General features: G+C 74.1%; 19 protein-coding genes and 1 pseudogene. 17 read left to right on the top strand and 3 right to left on the bottom strand.

Annotated elements, in window-relative coordinates:
• The first annotated feature begins 15 nt into the window (after nt 1-15).
• From AB0O40_RS24765 to AB0O40_RS24745, 5 genes are all read left to right on the top strand, one after another.
• A complete protein-coding gene (locus AB0O40_RS24765) occupies nt 16-1,182 on the top strand; it encodes a transposase (RefSeq protein ID WP_365045685.1) in 1,167 nt (388 codons plus the stop codon).
• Nucleotides 1,179-2,636 (top strand): maltokinase, encoded by a 1,458-nt coding sequence (locus AB0O40_RS24760; protein ID WP_365045682.1) that lies wholly within the window; start codon nt 1,179-1,181, stop codon nt 2,634-2,636. The genes AB0O40_RS24765 and AB0O40_RS24760 overlap by 4 nt, the downstream gene beginning before the upstream one ends.
• A 157-nt stretch (nt 2,637-2,793) precedes the next feature.
• Nucleotides 2,794-4,161, top strand: a complete 1,368-nt coding sequence (locus AB0O40_RS24755) for a phosphomannomutase/phosphoglucomutase (RefSeq protein ID WP_365045680.1) — start codon at nt 2,794-2,796, stop codon at nt 4,159-4,161.
• The gene (locus AB0O40_RS24750) at nt 4,158-5,099 is read left to right on the top strand and encodes an NAD(P)/FAD-dependent oxidoreductase (protein WP_365045677.1); all 942 of its coding nucleotides are present in this window, start codon (nt 4,158-4,160) and stop codon (nt 5,097-5,099) included. Before AB0O40_RS24755 ends, AB0O40_RS24750 begins: the two co-directional genes overlap by 4 nt.
• A gap of 85 nt (nt 5,100-5,184) precedes the next feature.
• A complete protein-coding gene (locus AB0O40_RS24745) occupies nt 5,185-6,417 on the top strand; it encodes a transposase (RefSeq protein WP_365045674.1) in 1,233 nt (410 codons plus the stop codon).
• Nucleotides 6,418-6,428: 11 nt separating this feature from the next.
• Here AB0O40_RS24745 and AB0O40_RS24740 read toward each other — a convergent pair whose 3' ends face one another.
• The 3 genes and pseudogenes from AB0O40_RS24740 to AB0O40_RS24730 form a co-directional block, all read right to left on the bottom strand.
• The gene (locus AB0O40_RS24740) at nt 6,429-6,896 is read right to left on the bottom strand and encodes an NUDIX domain-containing protein (RefSeq protein ID WP_365045672.1); all 468 of its coding nucleotides are present in this window, start codon (nt 6,894-6,896) and stop codon (nt 6,429-6,431) included.
• Nucleotides 6,897-7,116: 220 nt separating this feature from the next.
• Nucleotides 7,117-7,311, bottom strand: a pseudogene (locus AB0O40_RS24735) (hypothetical protein); the annotation flags it as partial.
• A 31-nt stretch (nt 7,312-7,342) separates the two neighbouring features.
• Nucleotides 7,343-7,939, bottom strand: a complete 597-nt coding sequence (locus AB0O40_RS24730; protein ID WP_365045669.1) for a hypothetical protein — start codon at nt 7,937-7,939, stop codon at nt 7,343-7,345.
• A 360-nt stretch (nt 7,940-8,299) separates the two neighbouring features.
• Here AB0O40_RS24730 and AB0O40_RS24725 point away from each other — a divergent pair, with 360 nt between their 5' ends.
• The 12 genes from AB0O40_RS24725 to AB0O40_RS24670 all read left to right on the top strand — a co-directional run bounded on the left by AB0O40_RS24725 (nt 8,300) and on the right by AB0O40_RS24670 (nt 20,544).
• The gene (locus tag AB0O40_RS24725) at nt 8,300-8,725 is read left to right on the top strand and encodes a hypothetical protein (RefSeq protein ID WP_365045667.1); all 426 of its coding nucleotides are present in this window, start codon (nt 8,300-8,302) and stop codon (nt 8,723-8,725) included.
• A complete protein-coding gene (locus AB0O40_RS24720; protein ID WP_365045664.1) occupies nt 8,722-10,302 on the top strand; it encodes a GMC family oxidoreductase N-terminal domain-containing protein in 1,581 nt (526 codons plus the stop codon). Before AB0O40_RS24725 ends, AB0O40_RS24720 begins: the two co-directional genes overlap by 4 nt.
• A gap of 74 nt (nt 10,303-10,376) precedes the next feature.
• The gene (locus tag AB0O40_RS24715) at nt 10,377-11,186 is read left to right on the top strand and encodes an ester cyclase (RefSeq protein WP_365045662.1); all 810 of its coding nucleotides are present in this window, start codon (nt 10,377-10,379) and stop codon (nt 11,184-11,186) included.
• A 27-nt stretch (nt 11,187-11,213) separates the two neighbouring features.
• Nucleotides 11,214-11,588, top strand: a complete 375-nt coding sequence (locus AB0O40_RS24710; protein WP_365045660.1) for a nuclear transport factor 2 family protein — start codon at nt 11,214-11,216, stop codon at nt 11,586-11,588.
• Nucleotides 11,585-12,031 (top strand): VOC family protein, encoded by a 447-nt coding sequence (locus tag AB0O40_RS24705; protein WP_365045657.1) that lies wholly within the window; start codon nt 11,585-11,587, stop codon nt 12,029-12,031. Before AB0O40_RS24710 ends, AB0O40_RS24705 begins: the two co-directional genes overlap by 4 nt.
• 104 nt (nt 12,032-12,135) lie before the next feature.
• Nucleotides 12,136-12,966 (top strand): SDR family NAD(P)-dependent oxidoreductase, encoded by an 831-nt coding sequence (locus AB0O40_RS24700; RefSeq protein ID WP_365045654.1) that lies wholly within the window; start codon nt 12,136-12,138, stop codon nt 12,964-12,966.
• 14 nt (nt 12,967-12,980) lie between these two features.
• Nucleotides 12,981-14,213, top strand: coding sequence for a low temperature requirement protein A (locus tag AB0O40_RS24695; RefSeq protein WP_365045651.1), 1,233 nt, complete (start codon nt 12,981-12,983; stop codon nt 14,211-14,213).
• Nucleotides 14,214-14,343: 130 nt separating this feature from the next.
• Nucleotides 14,344-15,807 carry an aldehyde dehydrogenase family protein gene (locus AB0O40_RS24690; protein WP_365045649.1) on the top strand — a complete coding sequence of 488 codons (1,464 nt, stop codon included), beginning with the start codon at nt 14,344-14,346 and terminating at the stop codon, nt 15,805-15,807.
• Nucleotides 15,808-15,814: 7 nt separating this feature from the next.
• A complete protein-coding gene (locus AB0O40_RS24685) occupies nt 15,815-17,206 on the top strand; it encodes an MFS transporter (protein ID WP_365045646.1) in 1,392 nt (463 codons plus the stop codon).
• Between the two features lie 222 nt (nt 17,207-17,428).
• The gene (locus AB0O40_RS24680; RefSeq protein WP_365045643.1) at nt 17,429-18,265 is read left to right on the top strand and encodes a type 1 glutamine amidotransferase domain-containing protein; all 837 of its coding nucleotides are present in this window, start codon (nt 17,429-17,431) and stop codon (nt 18,263-18,265) included.
• 37 nt (nt 18,266-18,302) lie between these two features.
• On the top strand, nt 18,303-19,952 hold the full coding sequence (locus AB0O40_RS24675; protein WP_365045640.1) for a thiamine pyrophosphate-binding protein: 1,650 nt from the start codon (nt 18,303-18,305) through the stop codon (nt 19,950-19,952).
• Nucleotides 19,945-20,544, top strand: a complete 600-nt coding sequence (locus AB0O40_RS24670) for a DJ-1/PfpI family protein (RefSeq protein ID WP_365045637.1) — start codon at nt 19,945-19,947, stop codon at nt 20,542-20,544. Before AB0O40_RS24675 ends, AB0O40_RS24670 begins: the two co-directional genes overlap by 8 nt.
• Nucleotides 20,545-20,548 lie beyond the last annotated feature (4 nt).

Genomic DNA, 20,548 nt, shown 5'->3' with positions numbered 1-20,548 from the left:
GTGGACGAGCCACCGATGGTGTCCGAGGTTCTCTCGCAGACGCTCGCGCACCTGCCGCGCAGCGAACAGCGCCGCTGGGGCGAGCTGTACGTCCGGGGGCTCCTCTCCGTCGACGGCCGCAAGACCATGCGCGCCCTGGCCGGCGGCGCCGGCAGCGCCGCCGAGAAGAGCCTCTACCAGTTCATCACCAAGTCCCCCTGGAGCAACGGCGCGGTCCGCCGCGAACTGGCCCGCACCCTCCAGGACGCCATGGCCCCCAAGGCCTGGGTGGTCCGGCCGCTGGTGGTCGCCAAGGACGGCCGGCACTCCGTCGGCGTCGACCGCCAGTGGGTGCCCGACGCCGGCCGCCTGGTCAACTGCCAGCAGAGCACGTCCGTCTGGCTGGCCGGCGAGGACGAGAGCTGCCCCGTCGACTGGCGCCTGGCCCTGCCCGGCAGCTGGGCCGACAGCCCCGAACAGCGCCGCCGCGCCGCCATCCCCGAACACGTCGGCGGCTGCCCGCCCGAGCGCTGCGCCCTGGACTCCGTCCACCGCATGGCCCGCGACTGGGGCCTGTGGCGCCGGCCCGTCGTCATGGACCTGCGCGCCGCCGGACCCGCGCCGCTGGCCGAACTGATGGCCGCCCGGCTGCCCTTCGTCGCCCGCGTCGACCCCGCCGACCCGCGCCTCCTGCTCGAACCCGGCCACCGCACCGCCGACGCCTGGCGCGGCGCGGCCGACGGCCTCGGCGAGGCCATCGGCCGCCGCCGGATGCCCGTCGAATGGCCCGACCCGGCCACCGGCACCCTGCGCGCCACCGTCGTCGGCTCCGTCCCGGTCCGGCTGCGCGGCCCCCGCGCCCTGCCGCACGCCCCCCACACCGGCCGCCAAGAGCTCGTCCTGCTCGGCGCCTGGGCCCCCGGCGCCCGCCGCGGACCCACCGAGTTCTGGCTCTCCAGCCTCGCCGGCGAACACCTCGGCACCGTCTACCGCACCGCCATGCTCAGCCGCCGCGTCGACCACGACCTCGACCGGGTCAGCGACGGCCTGGGCGTCCGCGACTTCGAGGGCCGCACCTTCCGCGGCTGGCACCACCACATGACGATGGTCTCCCTCGCCCACGCCCTGACCGTCCTGGCGGCCGCGCCCGCCGCCGACCGGCTCCGCGCGGCACCCCGCACCCTGAGGGCGAGCGCCGCATGATCCCCGTACTGGACCGCGCCGACCACGACCGCATCGCCGCCGACCTGCGCCGCCTGCTGCCCGGCTGGCTCGGCGCGCAGCGCTGGTTCGCCGGCAAGGGCCACGGCCGCCCGGCCGTCACCCCGCTCCTGGTCGAACTGGTCTGCCCCGGCGACCCCGCCCTCTTCCTCGCCCTCGTCGACACCGGCCACGACGAGGCCTACCAACTCCTGGTCGGCGTCCGCGCCACCCTGCCCGAGGCCCTGGCCGGCGCGGTCATCGGACACGGCGAGGGCCCCGACGGACAGCCCGTCACCCTCTACGAGGCCGCCGCCGACCCGGAACTGACGGCCCGCCTGCTGGACCGCTTCGACGACGACCGCCCCGGCCCCGGCGCGGTCCGCTTCCACCGCGCACCCGGCGCCGTCCTGCCCACCGGCCTGGCCGGCCGCCTGCTGACCGCAGAACAGTCCAACACCAGCCTGGTCTTCGGCGACCGGGCCGTCCTCAAGGTGCTGCGCCGCCCGGTCTCCGGCACCAGCCCCGAACTGGAGGTGCTCGCCGCCCTCGACGCCGCGCCCGGCGTGCTCGGCGCCGCCCCCCTCGGCTGGATCGCCACCGACCCCGCCCACCCGGCCGGCCCGGCCACCCTCGCCGTCCTCCAGGAGTACCTGCCCAACCAGGGCGACGGCTGGGAGCTGGCCGTCGCCGAGGCCGCCCGCTACATCGACGGCACCGACGGCCGCCCCGACGCGGCCGGCACCTTCACCGCCGAGTCCTTCGCCCTCGGCCAGGCCACCGCCAAGGTCCACTGCGCCCTCTCCCAGCGCCTGGGCAGCCGTACCCTCGACGCCGACGGCGCGGCCGCCCTGGCCGGCGAACTCACCCGCCGCCTCGACGACGCCGTCGCCGAGCTGCCCGCCCTCGCCGTCTACGCCGCCGAACTGCGCACCGCCTACGCCGCCCTGGCCGGGGCCCACCGCACCGGACCGCTGCACCTCCAGCGGGTCCACGGCGACCTGCACCTCGGCCAGGTGCTGAGCACCCCCCGCGGCTGGGCCCTGATCGACTTCGAGGGCGAACCGGGCCACGCGCTCGCCGAACGCCGTCGCCCCCGGCCCCCGCTGCGGGACGTCGCCGCCATGCTCCGCTCCTACGACTACGCCGCCCGGCACGCCCTCACCGGCCCCGCCGGGACCCCGCACCCCGCCGACGCGCGGGCCGCCCACCGGGCCCGCCGGGCCCGCGAGTGGGCCGACCGCAACCGCAGCGCCTTCGGCGCCGGTTACGCCTACGCCGGCGGCCCCGCCCCCCGCGCGCACCCCCACCTGATGCGCGCCTTCGAAGCCGACAAGGCCGTCTACGAAGCCGTCTACGAGGCCCGCAACCGGCCCGCCTGGCTCTCCATACCGCTCGCCGCCCTGGACCGGCTGACCCGCCCGGGGCCTCCCGCGGGCAGACCCCCGCGGTCCTGAGCCGTCCCCGCAGCCTGCTCCGGAGCTCTTCAGGACCCGATCCCCACGCCCGGGAACCCCACGCCCCGGACCCGCCCGCCCGGCCCCGTACCCGCGGGGCCGCGCGCCAGAACCCGGCACGCCCCGACGCCAGACGACGAGACGAGAAGAAGGACCGATGACCGACTCGCCCGGCCGCGCCGCCCAGGTGGTCAAGGCCTACGACATCCGCGGGGTCGTCCCCGACGAACTCGACGAGCGGGCCGCCCACACCCTCGGCGCCGCCTTCGCCGACCTGACCGGCGCCGACCGGATCGTGCTGGCCCGCGACATGCGCGCCACCTCCCCGGCCCTGGCCCGGGCCTTCGCCGACGGGGCCACCGGCCGGGGCGCGGACGTCCTGGACGCCGGCCTCGGCTCCACCGACTACCTCTACTACGCCTCCGGCAGCCTCGGCCTGCCCGGCGCCATGTTCACCGCCAGCCACAACCCGGCCCGCTACAACGGCATCAAGCTCTGCCGGGCCGGCGCCGTCCCGGTCGGCGAGGGCACCGGCCTGGAGGTGCTGCGCGCCGCCCTCGCCGGGGAGCTGCCCGCCCCCGCCCCGGCCGCCCGCCGCGGCACCCGCACCAGCACCGACCTGCTCGCCGGGTACGCCGCCCACCTCGCCGCCCTCGTACCGCCCGCCGCCGGCCGCCCCCTGAAGGTCGTCGTCGACGCCGGCAACGGCATGGCCGGCCTGACCGCGCCCCTGGTGCTGGACCGGCCCGGGCTGGCGGTCGTACCGCTCTACTTCGAGCTGGACGGCACCTTCCCGCACCACGAGGCCGACCCCATGAAGCCCGCCAACACCGCCGACCTGCGGGCGAGGGTGGTCGCCGAGGGCGCCGACCTCGGACTCGCCTTCGACGGCGACGCCGACCGCTGCTTCGTCGTCGACGAGCACGGCCGCGGCATCGGCCCCTCCCAGGTCATCGGCCTGATCGCGGAGCGCGCCCTGGCCCGCCACCCCGGCCAGGCCGTGGTCCACAACCTCATCACCTCCCGCGCCGTCCCCGAGCTGGTCGCCGCCCGCGGCGGCAAGCCGGTCCGCTCCCGCGTCGGCCACTCCTTCGTCAAGGCCCTCATGGCCGAACACCAGGCGGTCTTCGGCGGCGAACACTCCGGCCACTACTACTTCCGCGACTTCTGGTACGCCGACACCGGGATGCTCGCCGCCCTGCACGTGCTGGCCGCCCTCGCCGAGCAGGACCGCCCGCTCTCCCAGCTGATGGCCCGTTACGCCCTGTACGCCACCGCCGAGGAGACCAGCGTCCGCGTCCAGGACCCGGCCGCCGCGCTGGCCGCCGCGGAACGCGCCTTCGCCGGTCCCGGCACCGAGACCGACCGGCTCGACGGCCTCACCGTCACCCGCGCCGACGGCAGCTGGTTCAACCTGCGCGCCTCCAACACCGAACCGGTCCTGCGGGTCAACGCCGAGAGCGCCGATGCCGCCGCCACGACCCGGCTCCGCGACGAGGTCCTGGCCCTGCTGGAGCAGCAGTGAGCGCCCGCCCGGCCGCCCCGGCCGCCCCCGTGGACGCCGCGATCGTCGGCGGCGGCCCGGCCGGCCTGTCCGCCGCCCTCTACCTGGCCCGCTACAACCGCACCGTGCTGGTCTTCGACACCGGCCACGGCCGCTCCACCCACCACCAGGTCAACCACAACTACCTGGGCTTCCCCGACGGCATCGCCACCGTCGACCTGCGCGAGCTGGGCAGCCGCCAGCTCGCCCACTACCCGCACGCCCGCATCGTCCACCACCGCATCACCGACCTCGAGGGCGACGCCGACCGCGGCTTCACCCTGCACGCCCAGGGCCACCACTGGCAGGCCCGCACACTGATGCTCGCCACCGGGGTGCTCGACCACTTCCCGCACTTCCCCGACTGGCAGGAGTACGCCGGCCGCTCCATGTTCTGGTGCATCGCCTGCGACGGGTACGAGAACCGCGGCCGGCGCATCCTCGTCGTCGGCCACACCGACGCCGCCGCCGGCGAGGCCATGCAGCTGCACGCCCTCTCCGACCAGGTCCGGCTGCTGACCAACAGCCGCAGCGACGAGATCAGCCCCCTGATGCGCCGCCGGCTGGCCGCCGCCGGGATCCCCGTCCTGCACGACCGGATCAAGGCCGCCGAGGGCAAGGAGGGGCACTTCGAGGCCGTGGTCACCCGCCGGGGCCTGCGCCTGGAGCTGGACGCCCTCTTCTCCGTCCAGGGCGCCACCCCCGAGACCGAACTGGCCCGCCGGCTCAGCGTCGCCCTCACCCCCAGCGGCTACGTGGCGGTCGACACCGAGCAGAAGACCTCCGTGCCGGGGGTGTACGCGGCCGGCGACCTCACCGCCCTGCACTCCCACCAGGTCGCCGCCGCCGTCCACGAAGGCGCCCAGGCCGCCTCGGCCGCCCACTACTTCCTGCACCCGCCCGAACTGAAGGCGGGCTGACCGCAGGACCCGGCCCCACCCGCTCCGACCCCGGCGCCGTCCGCCGCACCGACCCAGACAGACCAGGACGTCCTCAGGAACCCTTATGTCCACACTTGCTTACCTGCCCCAGGCCACCCCCGTCCGCCCGGCCCCCCGGCCCGCCGACCCGCACGAGCTGTCCGCCTACTGCCGGGGCCTGTTCGCCGTACTGCCCCGCTCCGACCAGCGCCGCTGGGGCGAGGTGTACGTGCGCGGCCTCCTGGAGGCCCCCGGCCGCAAGACCCCCAGCACCATCTCGGCGCACGTCCTGGGCCGCCCCGCCGTCCAGCAGCTCCAGCAGTTCATCGGACAGAGCCCCTGGGAGTGCGGCCCGGTCCGCCGCTACGTCGCCGACCGCTGCGCGCAGGAGCAGCCGCCCCGCGCCTGGTGCGTGGACGAGGCCGTCATCACCAAGAGCGGCGACCGCTCGGTGGGCGTGGCCCGGCAGTTCGCCCCCAGCCAGGAGCGCACCGTCAACTGCCAGCTGGCCCTGGTCACCTCCCTGGTCTCCGCCGACGGGGCGGGCGTACCCGTGAACTGGCGGCTGGTGCTGCCGCAGCGCTGGGACACCGACGAGTCCCTGCGCAAGGGCGCCCACCTGCCGCAGGAGGAGCGCTGCCGGCCCCGCTGGCGGTACGTGGTCGAGGCCCTGGACGAGATGCTGGACGACTGGGGCCTGACCCCCGCGCCGGTCCTCGCCGACTGGCGGCACGACACCGAGGTCGAACCCCTGCTGTACGGGCTGGAGGCCCGCGGCCTGGGCTACGTCATCGAGGTGTCGGGGGCGGTGGGCGCCGCCCTGCCCCGCCCCTCCGCGACCACCGGCCGCCGCTACGGCACCCTGGCCGAACTCGCCGAACAGGCCGCCTGCGCCGGGCCCGCCACCGGGGTGCGCCGCCAACTGATGTGGCCCGACCCGCACACCGGCCGCAGCCGCCAGTCGCAGTTCCTCACCCTGCCGGTGGTCCTCGGCGGCGCCGCCGAACCGGTCCGGCTCCGCGCCGCCCCCCGCCACCTGGTCGTCGACTGGCCCTACGGCCGCCCGGCCCCCCGCTCCTACCGCCTCACCAACCTCCCCCCGCGCCGCCTCGCCGAGACGGTCGCCCTGGCCCACCTCCGCGAACCCGCCCGCGCAGCCCTCACCCGCCTCCAGGACCACCACGGCCTGAACGACTTCGAAGGCCGCTCCTTCCGAGGCTGGCACCACCACGCGACCCTGGCCTCCGCCGCCCTGGGCTTCACGTCCTTGCACGGCGAACGGGACACGGGGGACCGACGGGAACGGGGGGCGGTGTAGCGGCCGCCGGCTCAGCCGAGGTAGGGGTACGTGCCGGCGAGGTAGTCGCCGATCTGCTGCCGCATGCTGGCGTGGATGTCGTACTGGTCGAGGTCGGCGGGCCGCATGAATCCGACGCCGTCGGCCTCGTCGTTGATCGTCGGGGCGCCGCCCACCGGTCGGCCGATGTAGGTGTTCTCGTACTGCTGGCGGATCTCGCCGTCGGTGTAGGCGACGATGTGGTTCGGGTTGGTGTAGACGCCGAGGAATCCGGTGATCTCGGCGACGATGCCGGTCTCTTCCAGGCACTCTCGGACCGCGCACTGGGCCGCCGTCTCCCCGATGTCCTGGGCGCCGCCGGGCAGCGCCCACTGACCGGTGTCACGCCGCCGCTGGAGGAGGATCGCGCCCTCGTCGTCGACGACGAGCAGGTTGCTCGCCGGGATGAGGGTGTTCGCCTTCGGGGCCGTCGGGTCGTTGTAGTACTCAGTCCTGCCCATGTGCGGTAGTCCCCCTCCAGGTCCGCGCAACAGCCGAGACGGCTTCGAGGCCTTGAGCGTAGTCGTCGAAGCACCCCGCCCCGTCGGCCCCGCTGGGGTACTTGGCGAAGTCAGCAAGGTGACCGCGACGCCAGCCAGCTACCGACGGCAGCCGGCCGGACCTGCGTCGAAGCAGACACGGGTCCGGTCGCGGCTGGCGACGGCGAATGCTTTGGTGTGGTCAGCGCAGCGCCTTCTCGATGGCCTCGAAGATGTCCGCGTCCGTCTCCTGCTGCCAGGTCGGGAGGTCCGGCCAGTCGGCGACGTAGCCCGGCTTCGGGTCGTCGAAGTGCTTGAACATCTAGGCCGTCCAGCAGGTCGCGACGAAGCGGCTCTTCTGCTCGCGGGTCAGCCGGGCCGTGGTGCCGCCGGCGATGACCCGGACCGCTGACGCGGATCGAGGGCCGTCACGACCGGAGGTCGGCCAGTAGTCGTTCGGCCTGCTGGCGGGCCGGGGGCAGTAGCGGATCCTCCTCGTATGCGTGGGGGCCGACGATCTTCGACAGGAAGTACAGGGACATCAGCTTGCCGTCCCGGCTCTCCAAGTCCGCACGCCGCTCCCGGTGGACGCGGGCGGTGAGGGCCGGGACGGCCAGTGCGTTGCCCCACAGCGTCGCGGCGTCCAGGCCCGGGTCCTCGAGCAGCAGGGCGCCCTTGGCGACCGACGGCGATGCGATCAGCTCCAGCTCGTCCGCGCGCCACATCACCGGCTCGCCCGGCTCGCGCCACGCCAGTCCCCGGTGCCACTGCGGCATCGCGACGCCGTGCAGCACGGCGGCGGCTTCCGCTCCGTTCCAGCCCTGCGAGCCGATCCGTTCGAAGCCGCGCCGTTCGATGCGCACCCACGTGCCCTGCTCCGTACGGCCGCCCAGGGAGCGGCGCTTGCGTACGAGCGCTCCCCGATCCACCCGTACGTCGAGAGCCCGTTCCACGCGCTGGAGCACGTCCTCCACCGGCTGCCTGCGCAGATCCACCTGGGTGGCGGCGGGCAGGGATCCGTTCATCACGACCTCCTCGGCGAACGGACGACCGTAACAGGCCTCGCGGCCCGCCGGAGCGGGACGCGCACGCCTCGCCGTGCCCCCCGCCGCCCCCGCATCCCCCCAGATCCGGGCCCGAGTTGCCGTAGTCCACCTCCTCACTTCGCGCAGTGGGTGCGGGGCCGGGGTCGGTGGGGCGGGGGGAGGGGTTGGCGTGGCGTCATCGGGACGGCACGGCGCGGCCCGGGCGGCCGTGCCCGGCCGGGCGGCCCGCGCGGTCGTAGCGCCGGGCACGCCGGCCGTCCGTACCGCCGGGCACCCGGACACGTCACGGCAGCCCGCCCCGCCCCCGCCCGTACCCCCGCCGCCAGACAGGAGACCACCATGACCAGCGTCCAGGCACTGGAACACACGGAGCTCGCCGGCTTCGCGCAGGAGTGGTTCGACAAGCTCAGCCGGCACGACCCGGTCGAGGAGATGCTGCCCTTCGTCGCCGACGCCGGTCTGGACATGGCCTTCCCGGAGCGCACCCTGCGCAGCCACGCCGACTTCCGCGACTGGTACGCCGTGGTCGGGGAGGCCTTCGCCGACCAGAGCCACGACATCGAGAGGCTGGAGTTCCGGCCCGCCGCCGACGACGTGGAGGCCGTCGACGTGGCCGTCACCGTCGTCTGGCGGGCCAAGAACACCGCCGACGGCTCCCTGACCGCCGTCCGCGTGGACCAGCAGTGGCGCCTGGCGATGCGGCCCGGCGCGGTGCTGCCCGTCATCACGACCTACCGCGTCGGCGACTTCACCCCCGTCGCGTGACGGGCCCCCAGGCCAGGCACGACTACGTCGTGGTCGGCGCCGGCTCCGCCGGCAGCGCGCTGGCCGCCCGGCTCAGCGAGGACGGCACCCGCAGCGTCCTGCTCCTGGAGGCCGGCGGCTGGGACGAGCGCCCCGAGATCCACCGCGGCGACGGCGCGGCCGTGCTCGCCCTGCTCACCTCGGAGTGGAGCCCCGGCATCGACTGGGGCTACGCCACCGAGCCCGAGCCGGGCCTGGGCGGCCGCACCGTACCCGTCGCCCGCGGCAAGGTCGTCGGCGGCTGCAGCTCCGTCAACGCCCTGATGTGGGTGCGCGGCAGCCGGCACGACTACGACGGCTGGCGCGAGCGCGGCAACCCCGGCTGGGGGTACGAGGACCTGCTGCCGTACTTCCGCCGCTCCGAGGACTACCGGGGCGCCGGCGCCGGCCCGCTCCGCGGCCAGGGCGGCCCGGTCGCGGTCCGGGACCACACCGACCCCACCCCGCTGGCCCGCGCCTTCGTCGCCGCCGCCGCCGAGCTCGGGTACAAGGCCTCCGACGGCGCCGACTACAACGGCGCCGAGCAGAGCGGGTACGGCTTCCTCTACCAGACCACCCGGACGCCCGCGGGGGAGCGCTGCTCCACCGCCACCGGCTACCTGCACCCCAACCGGGGCCGGGCGAACCTCACGGTCGCCACCGGCGCCCGGGCCACCCGGCTGCTCCTGGAGGGCGGCCGCTGCACCGGCGTCGAGTACACCGCCGACGGCCGCACCCACACCGTGCGCGCCGAGCGGGAGGTCGTCGTCAGCGCGGGTGCCTTCGAGACGCCCAAGCTGCTGATGCTCTCCGGCCTGGGCCCGGCCGACGAACTGCGCGCCCACGGCATCGACTGCGTACGGGACCTGCCCGGGGTCGGCGGCAACCTCCAGGACCACCTCTTCACCCCGGTCTGCTACCAGTCCCGCCAGCAGCACCCCGAGGACGCCCTGCTCTCCGAGGCGGGGCTGTTCACGCACACCCCGGCCGCCGACCCGGCCGGCGCCCCCGACCTGCAGTTCACCTTCGGGCCGGTCAAGTTCCTGGCCCCCGACGCGCCCGCCGCGCAGGCCGCCGGCCCCGGCTTCACCTTCGCGCCCATCGCCCTGCTGCCCCGCAGCACCGGCCGGGTGCGGCTGCGCAGCGCCGACCCGGCCGCCACGGCCGTGGTCCGGGCCGGCTACCTCAGCGACCCGGCCGACCTGGACGTCCTGGTGTACGGGGTGGAACTGGCCCGGGAACTGGCCCGCTCCGCCGCCTTCGCCGAGTTCACCGGCGAGGAGCTGGGCCCCGGCGCCGGGGTCACCGGCCGGGCCGCGCTGCGGCGCTACGTCGCGGACCGGGCCACCACCCTGTGGCACCCCGTCGGCACCTGCCGGATGGGACCGGCCACCGACGGCGACGCCGTCACCGACCACGAGCTGCGCGTCCACGGCGTCGAGGGGCTGCGGATCGCGGACGCCTCGGTCATGCCGTCGATCGTCGCCGGGAACACCAACGCGCCCAGCGTGATGATCGGCGAGAAGGCCGCCGATCTCGTCCTGCGGGCCGCGCGCTGACCGCCACCGCCCGCGCGCTGACCGCCACCGCCCCAGCGCTGACCGCCACCCGCCCCAGACAGGAGAGGACCACGATGCCCACCACCGAGGAACTCGCGGGGATCGCGCTCTACGAGCGCTTCCTGACCGCGTTCAACGCCGCCGACTACAGCGAGGTCGCCGCCGTCGTCGGCGACGCCTTCACCGACCACCACCCCGGCTTCGACATCCAGGGCCTGGACTCCTACCTCGACGCGCTGCGCGAGGCCCACAAGTCCCTGGCGCTGCGCGCCGAGCTGGAGGAGGTGCTGGCCGCCGGCGACCGGGTCATCACCCGCGTCAAGCTCACCGGCACCCACCTGGGCAACGTCATGGGGCTCGCGCCCACCGGCCGCGAGGTGGAGTGGAGCACCACCGAGATCTGGCGGGTCGAGGGCGGCCGGCTGGTCGAGCGCTGGGCCCAGGACAACCTGCTGGGGCTGCGCGCCCAGCTCTCCGCCGACGAGCAGAACGTCGCGGTGGTCCAGCAGGTCAGCGACGCCGTCAACCAGCGCCGCTACGAGGACCTGGACGACCTCTTCGGCCCCACCTTCCACGACAACAACCCGGCGTGGAGCGTGGCCAGCCTGGCCGAGCTCAAGGAGATCATCAAGGCCGCCCACGAGGCGCTGGACTTCACCGTCCACCTCGACGCGCTCTACGCCGCCGCCCCGGACAAGGTGATCATGCACATCACCTTCCACGGCCGGCACGTGGCGCCGTTCTTCGGCCAGGAGCCGACGGGCAAGGACGTCTCCTGGACCAGCCTGGAGGTCTACCGCCTGGAGAACTTCAAGGTCGTCGAGCGCTGGGTGCAGGCCGACACCACCGGCCTGATGCGCCAGCTCGACGTCCCGCTGCCGTAACCGCCCGCACCCCGAGGAAGGAGCCCGATGGACACCGACACGCTGGTCCACCGCTACTACGAGCTGGCCAACGCCGGCGACTGGGACGCCTGGTGCGACCTGTTCGCCGCCGACGCGGCCATGGACGAGCAGCTCGCCGGCCGGGTCGAGGGCCGCGAGACCCTGCGCGAGATGATGAAGGGCTTCCCCGAGGCCTACGAGCGCTTCGCCAACGTCCCGCGGCACTTCGTCGTGAACGGCGAGCAGGCCGCGGTCATCTCGCACATCTCCGGCCGCACCTTCGCCGGCGCCACCGTCGAGGCCGACGTGTGCAACTACTTCCAGGTCGTGGACGGGCAGATCGTCTACTTCGCCAACTACCACGACAGCGCCCCCTTCGCCGCCGTCCTGGGCAAGGAATGAGCGCCCCCGCCCCGGCCGCCCGCTGGGCGCACGTCGGACTCAACTGCCGCGACCAGCGGGCCACCGAGGACTTCTACGCCCGGCTGTTCGGTTTCCGCCGGGCCCGGGTGGTGGAGGCGGACGGCGAGCGGGTGGTGTTCCTGCGCAGCGGGGACGTCTACCTGGAGCTGTTCGCCACTGCCGAGGAGCCCCTGGTCAAGACCGAGAAGGACGGCCCGGCGGCCCCCGGCACCGCCCGCCACCTGGCCTTCCAGGTCGAGGACGTGGACGCCTTCGTCGCCGCGGCCGGCCCGGACCTTCAGGTCACCCTCGGGCCCCTGGAGTTCGACACCTTCATCCCCGGCTGGAAGACCGTCTGGATCGCCGACCCGGACGGCGTGGTCATCGAGGTCAGCCAGGGCTACACGGACCAGAGCCCGGAAGAACTTGCCCGTTACCATTGACGGCTTCCGGGGGAGGCTCTGACCTTGTCCGCCGGCCGGGACCCGTTCGGGGAGCCCGGCCGGCGCTCCGGCTTTTCCACCACCTGTCGAGAGAAGGAACCGCCATGACCGAGGGCTTAGCCCGGACCGTCCTGATCACCGGAGCCACCGACGGACTCGGCCGCGGGCTCGCCCGGGAACTGGCCGCCCGGGGCGCCTCGCTGATCCTGCACGGCCGCAGCGCCGAGAAGGGCGAGCAGCTGCTGGACGAGCTGACCGCCGCCACCGGCAACAAGAACCTCAGCTTCGAGCGGGCCGACTTCGCCTCGCTGGCCGAGGTCAAGGAGCTGGCCGCGCGGATCACCGCCGGCCACGACCGGCTCGACGTACTGGTCAACAACGCCGGCCTGGGCGTGGAGCTGGCCCGCCGGGAGAGCCGGGACGGCCACGAACTCCTCTTCCAGGTCGACTACCTGGCGCCCTACGTGCTCAGCTGCCTGCTCGCCCCGTTGCTCGCCGCCTCGGCCCCGGCCCGCATCGTCAACGTCAGCTCCGCGGGCCAGGCCCCGCTCGACTTCGACGACGTGATGCTGGAGCGCCGCTGGGACGGCGGCCAGTCCTACTGCCAGGCCAAGCTCGCCGAGATCACCATGACGATGGACCAGGCCGAGCAGCTGGCGGGGACCGGTGTCACGGTCAACGCCCTGCACCCGGCGTCCTACATGCCGACCAAGATCGTCACGCATCTCTTCACCCCGCAGTCCTCCCTGGCCGAGGGCGTCGGGCACACCCTGCGCCTGATCGAGGACCCGGAGCTCGAGGGCGTCAGCGGCGCCTACTTCAACCGCGCCGACCGCACCCGCGCGCACGCCCAGGCCTACGACCCGGTGGCCCGGGCCCGGCTGCGGGAGCTGAGCGAGCGGCTGACCGGCGTCGTCCTCCCGGCGCTCGGCTGAGGGGGCGGCCGGCCATGGCGGTAACGGACGTGGTCAACGCCCCGCCCGGCGGGGCCCCGGAGGACGGCGACGCCTGCGAGCGGGAACGCCGCGCCACCTGGTTCGAGCTCTTCTGCGACCTGGTCTTCGTGGCCGCCGTCGGCCAGGTCACGCACCGGCTCGGCACCGCCCCCGACGCCCGCTCGGTGCTCGCGGTCGCCGCCCTCTTCCTGCCCGTGTGGTGGACCTGGGTGCTGTACGCGGACCGGGCCAACCGGCTCGACAAGGACAACGCCGTCGACCGGCTGCTCACCATGACCGGGATGGCCGGGGTCTGCGGCATCGCCGTCTTCATCGGCCAGGTCGGCAAGGGCACCTCCGACGACATCGGCTTCGTGCTGTCGTACCTGCTGGCCCGCTGGATGGTCACCGTGCTGTACGCGTGGGCCGGCCGGGGCGATCCGCGCTTCAAGGCCGCGGCCCGCTCGTACGCGGCCTGCTCGGCCCTCTCCTCGCTGCTGTGGGCGGGGGGCCTGGCGCTGCCGGACGGCGCGCCCCGCTGGACCGCCTGGGGCGCGGGGATGCTGGTCGAGCTGGCGCTGCCGTTCCTGGCCGGCCGCTACACCGCGGCGGTGCCCAGCGACGCCGACCACCTCACCGAGCGGTTCGGCCTGTTCACCATCATCATGCTCGGCGAGATGGTGCTGGGCTTCGTCGGCGGGCTCAGCCACACCCGCACCGGGCCCGCCGCGGCGCTGGCCGGCGTGCTGGCCTTCGCGCTGTGCGCCTGCCTGTGGTGGGCGTACTTCAATGCCAGCAGCAGCGGGCCCGGCAGCCACGCCCAGCTCGCCTCCAGACCCTGGCTGCGGCACGCCTTCGTCTACGGGCACCTGCCCATGCAGTGCGGGCTCGCGGTGCTCGGCGGCACCCTCGGCGTGGTGGTGTCCGGGCAGGTCAGCCAGCTGTCGCCGGCCGCCGCCGCCTGCGTGGGCGGGGGCATCGCGGTCTTCCACGCGGTCGGCGCCCTGGTGCGCGCCGCGTTCACCGGGTTCGGCGAGACCGTGGTGCGGATCCGGCTCGCGGTCACCGCCGGGGTGCTGGTGATGATCCCGCTCGCGCCCCGGATGCCGACCACCGCGGCGCTGGGCCTGCTGGCCCTGATCCTGGCCGTCGGCGTCCTGGTCGAACAGCCCGCGCACCGGCGCCGGGTGGCCGACCGGGACGGGACGCCCGTACCGCAACTCGCGGAGATGTCCCCCTCGACCTGACGCAGTCTGTCCGCCGCCCGCCCCGCCCCGCCGCCGCATCCCGTACGCCAGGAGAGTGCGGCACGAGAGTGCCGACACGACGCGGCGGCAGGGGCCCCGGTCCCGGTGTCCGTCCGAGAGGAGTGGTCCGATGACGACCCAGCCCGCCCAGACCGTCAGCGACGGCGAGCTGTTCATCGACGGGAAATGGGTCCCGTCCGCGTCCGGAGCGACCGTCGACATCGTCAACCCCGCCACCGAGACGGCCATCTGCAAGGTCGCCTGGGGCGACGCGAGCGATCTGGACCGCGCCGTGCAGGCCGCCCGCCGCGCCTTCGACCAGGGTCCCTGGCCGACGCTGCCCGCCAAGGAGCGGGCCCGGATCATGTTCAGGATCGCGGACGGCATCGAGGCGGCGGGGGAGGAGCTGGCGCTGCGCGAGACCCTCGACGTCGGCAAGCCCATCAGCTTCACCCGCGGCTTCGACGTCCGGGCCGCCGCCGAGATCTTCCGGTACTACGCGGGCATGGTCGAGATGCTGGAGGGCGCGGCCCGCCCGGCCGGCGCCCGCTCCCTGCAGTACATCCGGCGCGAGCCGCTGGGCGTGGTCGGCGCCATCACCCCGTTCAACTTCCCGCTGAACCTGGCCGTCAACAAGATCGCCCCGGCCCTGGCGGCGGGCAACACGATCGTCCACAAGCCGGCCGACCAGACCCCGCTGACGGCGCTGAAGCTGGCCGAGATCATGGCGGAGGCCGGGCTGCCGGAGGGCGTGCACAACGTCGTCCTGGGCGACGGCGCCACCGTCGGCTCGGCCCTGGTGGAGCACCCCGGGGTCGACAAGATCTCCTTCACCGGCTCCACCGCCACCGGCAAGCGGCTGATCGCCGCGGCCTCGGCCACGCTGAAGAAGGTCACCGTCGAACTCGGCGGCAAGGGCGCCAACATCGTCTTCGCCGACGCCGACCTCGACGCCGCCGCCCAGGCCGCCTTCCAGGCCGGCTTCTTCAACACCGGGCAGTTCTGCATGAGCGGTTCGCGGCTGCTGGTGCACCGCTCGGTCCACGACGAGCTGGTGGCGAAGCTGACGGCGATCCTGGACGTCATCCCGGTCGGCGACCCGCTGGCCGAGGCGACCGTCCTGGGGCCCCTGGCGCACCGCGCGCAGCTCGACAAGGTCCTCGAGTACGTGGCCATCGGCACGGCGGAGGGCGCCACCCTCGCCTACGGCGGGGAGCCGGGCCACGAGGGCCCCGGCTTCTACCACCGGCCCGTGGTCTTCACCGGCGCCACCGCGGACATGCGGATCGCCCAGGAGGAGATCTTCGGCCCGGTGCTGACGGTGATCCCCTTCGACACCGACGACGAGGCCGTGGAGATCGCCAACGGCACCCCCTACGGCCTCGCGGCCGGACTGCACACCCGCGACCTCAAGCGGGCGCACAACGTCGCCGGCCGCCTCGAGGCGGGCATCGTCTGGGTCAACACCTGGGCGGCGTTCGAGAACAGCACGTCCTTCGGCGGCTACAAGGCCTCCGGCTTCGGCCGGGAGCTGGGCCCCGAGGGCATCGAGGAATACCTGCAGTACAAGACGATCTACGTCAACGTCGATTGAGATACGCATGCCCAATCAGAATCGCCCCAGCCCCTTAGCCGCCGGCCTCGTCCTCGGAGCGTTCCTGGCGCCCAGCGCGCTCGGGATGTCCGCGACCCCCATCGCCCTGCCCGCGCTGGGCGAGAGACTGTCGGTCGCCTCCGGCTCCACCGCGTGGGTCCTGGCCGCCTACACCCTCACCCTCTCGGTGGCCTCCGCGCTCGCCGGCCGGCTGGCCGACATGCGCGGGCTGCGCCTGCCGATCGTGGGCGGCATGGCCCTGCTCGTCCTGGGCACGGCCCTGGTGACCGTCCCCTGGTACCCGGCCGTGATCGGCGGCCGGCTCCTGCAGGGCTGCGGCGCCGGCGTCGCCGCGGTGCTGTCCTTCGGGGTGGCCAACCGGCTCTTCACCGACCCGCACGAACGCGGCCGCACCGTCGGCACGATGGGCGCGCTGGTCGGCATCGTCTCCGGTGGCGGCGCCCTGCTGGGCGGCGCCCTGACCGACCTCATCGGCTGGCAGGCCGCCCTGGCCCTGCCCGGCCTGTCCGCTCTCGCCGCGGTCTGGGTGCTGCGCATCGCCCCGGCCGTGGAGGCCCGCAAGGAGAAGCTGGACGCCCGCGGCGCGGTCCTCAGCCTCGCCCTGGCGGCCGTCCTGGCGCTGCTGCTCCAGGCGCCGTCCACCCATCCCGGTACGGCCGTGGTCCTGGCCTACGCCGCGCTGGCCGTGGTCCTGGTGGTCCTGGTCCTGCGGCACGTGGCGCACGTCCCGGCGGGCTTCCTGCCCAAGCCCGTGGTGGGCAACCCGCGGTTCGCCCTCGCCGCGGCGGCCGGCTTCACGCTCTTCGCCGGCTACCTGGTCGTGCAGTTCGCCGCGCCCCGGCTGATCCTGGCCGAGCACGACCTGAGCGTCACCCAGATCGGTCTGATCCTGCTGCCCACCGGCCTGTGCAGTGCGGGGCTGTCCCGGGTCGCGGGCGGACTCGCCCACAAGGTGGGGCCGCTGCGGCTGGTGGCCTTCCTCGGACTGCTCAGCGCCGCCGGACTGCTGCTGGCCGCGGTGGCCGGCCGCAACCCGGTCGCCCTGGTCATCGCCGTCGCGGCCTGCGTCTCGGGCTTCTCGGCCGGCCAGGTCGCCCTGATGGCCTCGGTGCCGCACCTGGTCGACTCCTCCGTCCAGGGCGCCGCGGTGGGCGTCTTCCAACTGGTGTTCATCACGGGCGGTTCGCTCGGCTCGGCCGCCGTCGGCGGCATGGCCGGGGTGATGAGCCTGTCCGGGGCGATCGGGGTCCTGGTGGCGGTGCCGCTGCTGGGCGCCGTCGCCGCGGTCGGGGCGCTGCGGCTGATGGCCGCCCGTCCGGCGGCCGCCGCGGCCCCGGAGCGGGCCCCGGGGGCCGCCACCCCCGCCACCGGCCGCTGACGGCCACCCGCACCGCCTGAAAGGGCGGGGACGGGCGCACACCGCGCCCGCCCCCGCCCTTTCGCATTTCCTCCCGGATTTCCGGGCCGTGCCGCCCCGCAATCCCCTGTCCCATACATACGAAAGTCCCGCGCAATCCTTTGTCCGCGGCCCCGCCGGCTGGACATGATGAACGCGCCCGAAATGAAGGAACCGGCACCCCCGAAACCCTAGGAGCGCGGCGTGGCCAGAAGGAACGCCAAGAAGATCCTCGTCATTCTCTCGGAGTACGGGTACTGGGGCGAGGAGCTCATCGGCCCCCTGCACCATTTCGACCAGCGCGGTTACGACGTCGAATTCGCCACCCCCACGGGCAAGCGGGCGCACGCGCTGCCGCCGTCCATGGACCCCTCCTACGTCGACCCGCCGCTGGGCCGCTCGGTCACCTCCGAGGAGGTCGCCAAGCTGACCCGCCGCGTCGAGGAGTCCGACCGCCTGGACGACCCCATCGACATCTCGCGCTGGCTCCCGGAGCGCCCGTACACCTCCGACGACGACTACCTGCGCCGCCTGGAGGCCTACCACCGGGCCGTGGACACCGTCGCCGCGGAGTTGGAGGAGTACGACGCGCTGCTGATCGTCGGCGGCTCCGGCCCCATCGTCGACCTGGCCAACAACGAGCGGGTGCACGAGATCATCCTGGCCTTCCTGCGGGCCGACAAGCCGATCGCCGGCGAGTGCTACGGCGTCGCCCCGCTGGCCTTCGCCCGCGACTGGGAGGACCGCGCCTCGATCATCCGCGGCAAGCGGGTCACCGGGCACTGCAAGGAGTACGACTACAAGGACGGCACCGGCTTCCTGGGCACCGACTTCGTCATGGGCCCGCCGCCGTACCCGCTGGAGTACATCCTGCGCGACGCCACCGGCCCCGACGGCGCCTACATCGGCAATTTCGGCAAGGAGACCTCGGTCATCGTCGACTACCCGTTCATCACGGGCCGTTCGACCCCGGACTCCTATCTGACCGGCGAGAAGATCGTCGAAGTCCTCGAGAACGGGCTCCGCCGCTTCGGCTGGTAATTCCGCGCGACGCAATCCGACCGGGGAGAAGGAAGACATGGCCAGGCAGGGCAATCAGGCGATCCTCGAACAGTTCATCGCCGACGGAATTCCCTATATGTTCGGTAATCCGGGCACCGTGGAACAGGGATTCCTCGACGCACTGGAGGGGTACGACGAGCTCCAGTACATCCTGACCCTCCAGGAGACGGTCGCCGCCGGCATCGCGGACGGCTACGCCCGGGCCACCGGCCGCCCCGCGCTGCTGCAACTGCACAGCGGCGTCGGCCTGGGCAACGCGATCGGCATGCTCTACCAGGCCAAGCGCGGGCACTCCCCGCTCGTGGTGATCGCGGGCGAGGCGGGCGTCCGGTACGAGTCCATGGACGCCCAGATGGCCGCCGACCTGGTCGCCATGGCCGAGCCGGTGACCAAGTACGCGACCCGGGTCACCGACCCCCGCTCGGTCCTGCGGGTGCTGCGCCGGGCCATGAAGACGGCCATGACGGCCCCGCGGGGACCGGTCTTCGTCGCCCTCCCGATGGACGTGCTGGACGCGCCCAACGACGAACCGGTCGTGCCGAGCACCTTCCTGGACACCCGGTCCCTGCCGGTGCCCGAGATGGTCGAGAAGGCCGCCGCCCTGCTCGCCGGGGCCGAGAAGCCGCTGGTCCTGGTGGGCGACGGCGTCTCGGCCTCCGGCGGCCAGCAGGAGCTGGCCGCCCTGGCCGAGCAACTGGGCGCCGACGTGTGGGGGGTGGACTTCTCCGAGGTCAACCTCGACGCCCGGCACCCGCTCTACCGCGGCCAGCTCGGCCACATGTTCGGCCACGTCAGCGCGGGGGTCGTGCGCGAGGCCGACGCCGTGCTGATCGTCGGCACCTACGTCTTCCCCGAGGTCTTCCCCGAACTGGCCTCGCCCTTCCGGCCCGACGCCAGGATCGTCCACGTCGACCTCGACGGCTGGGAGATCGCCAAGAACCACCCGGTCTCCCTGGGCCTGGTGGCCGACCCCAAGGCCACCCTCGCGGCCCTGGCCCCCGAGATCGAGCGCCGGCTGACCGACCGGGACCGCAAGCGGGCCGCCGCCCACCTGGCCGCCCGCCGCATCGCCCAGCCCGAGCACCCGGCCGACGACGGCTCGACCCTCGCCGCCTTCCTGCGCGAGGTCGCGGCCCAGGCCCCCGAGGACCTGATGGTCTTCGACGAGGCCCTGACCGCGGCCGGTCACGTCAACGCCCACCTGCCGGGCCGGCTGCCCGGCCACTGGTTCTCCACCCGCGGCGGCTCCCTGGGCGTCGGCATCCCCGGCGCGCTGGGCATCAAGCTCGCCCACCCGGACAAGACCGTCATCGGCTTCACCGGCGACGGCGGCTCCATGTACACCTTCCAGGCCCTCTACACGGCCGTCCGGTACGGCATCGGCGCCAAGTTCGTCGTCTGCAACAACCAGAGCTACAAGCTGCTCGACCTCAACATCGAGCAGTACTGGCGCGAGCGGGACGTCCCGGCGCACGCCTACCCCAGCCCCTTCGACCTGTCCCACCCGGCCCTCGGCTTCACCGACCTGGCCCGGGGCTTCGGCGTCGAGGCGCTGCGGGTGGACGCCCCGGAGCAGGCCGCCGACGCGGTCAAGGCGATGCTCGCCGACGACCGCCCCTTCCTCATCGACCTGCGCACCGCCGAAGGAGGCGACGGCCGTGACTGACACGCCGGCCCGCGACGGGGCCCTGTCCGGGGCCCGGATCGCGGTCCTCGCCGAGAGCGACTACTACGAGCCCGAGATGGCCTACTACCCCCGGCGGTTCGCCGAGGAGGGCGCCGAGGTGCACCTCTTCACCCGCCTGTGGGGCAACAGGGAACTGACCTTCACCGGGCACGAGCACCGCGCCCCGCTGACCGTCACCCGCGACCTCGCCGAGCTCGACGACCGCCGGCTGCGCGCCTACGACGCGCTGATCGTGCCCTCGGGCATGGTCGCCGACCGGCTGCGCTACACCGAGGACGTCGACGACCTGGCCCCCGCCACCGACCTGCTGCGCCGGGCCTTCGCCCGCCCGTCGGTGCTCAAGGGGATCATCTGCCACGGCATGTGGCTGGCCTCCTCCATCCCGTACGCGGTCCGCGGCCGCAAGGTCGTCTGCCACAACAACCTGATCGGCGACGTCCGCAACATGGGCGCCAACTACGTCGACCAGGACGTGGTCGTGGACGGCGACCTGGTCACCGCCCGCACCGGCGACCACTGCCACCTCTTCGCCCGGACCCTCATCGACCAGCTCGTGCTCCGAAGGGTGTGACCCC

Origin of the sequence: Streptomyces sp. NPDC089919 (assembly GCF_040684615.1) — a bacterium.
Classification (GTDB): domain Bacteria; phylum Actinomycetota; class Actinomycetes; order Streptomycetales; family Streptomycetaceae; genus Streptomyces.
The sequence above is the reverse complement of the archived record's forward strand: the minus strand, read 5'-3'. Positions and strand labels throughout refer to the sequence as shown.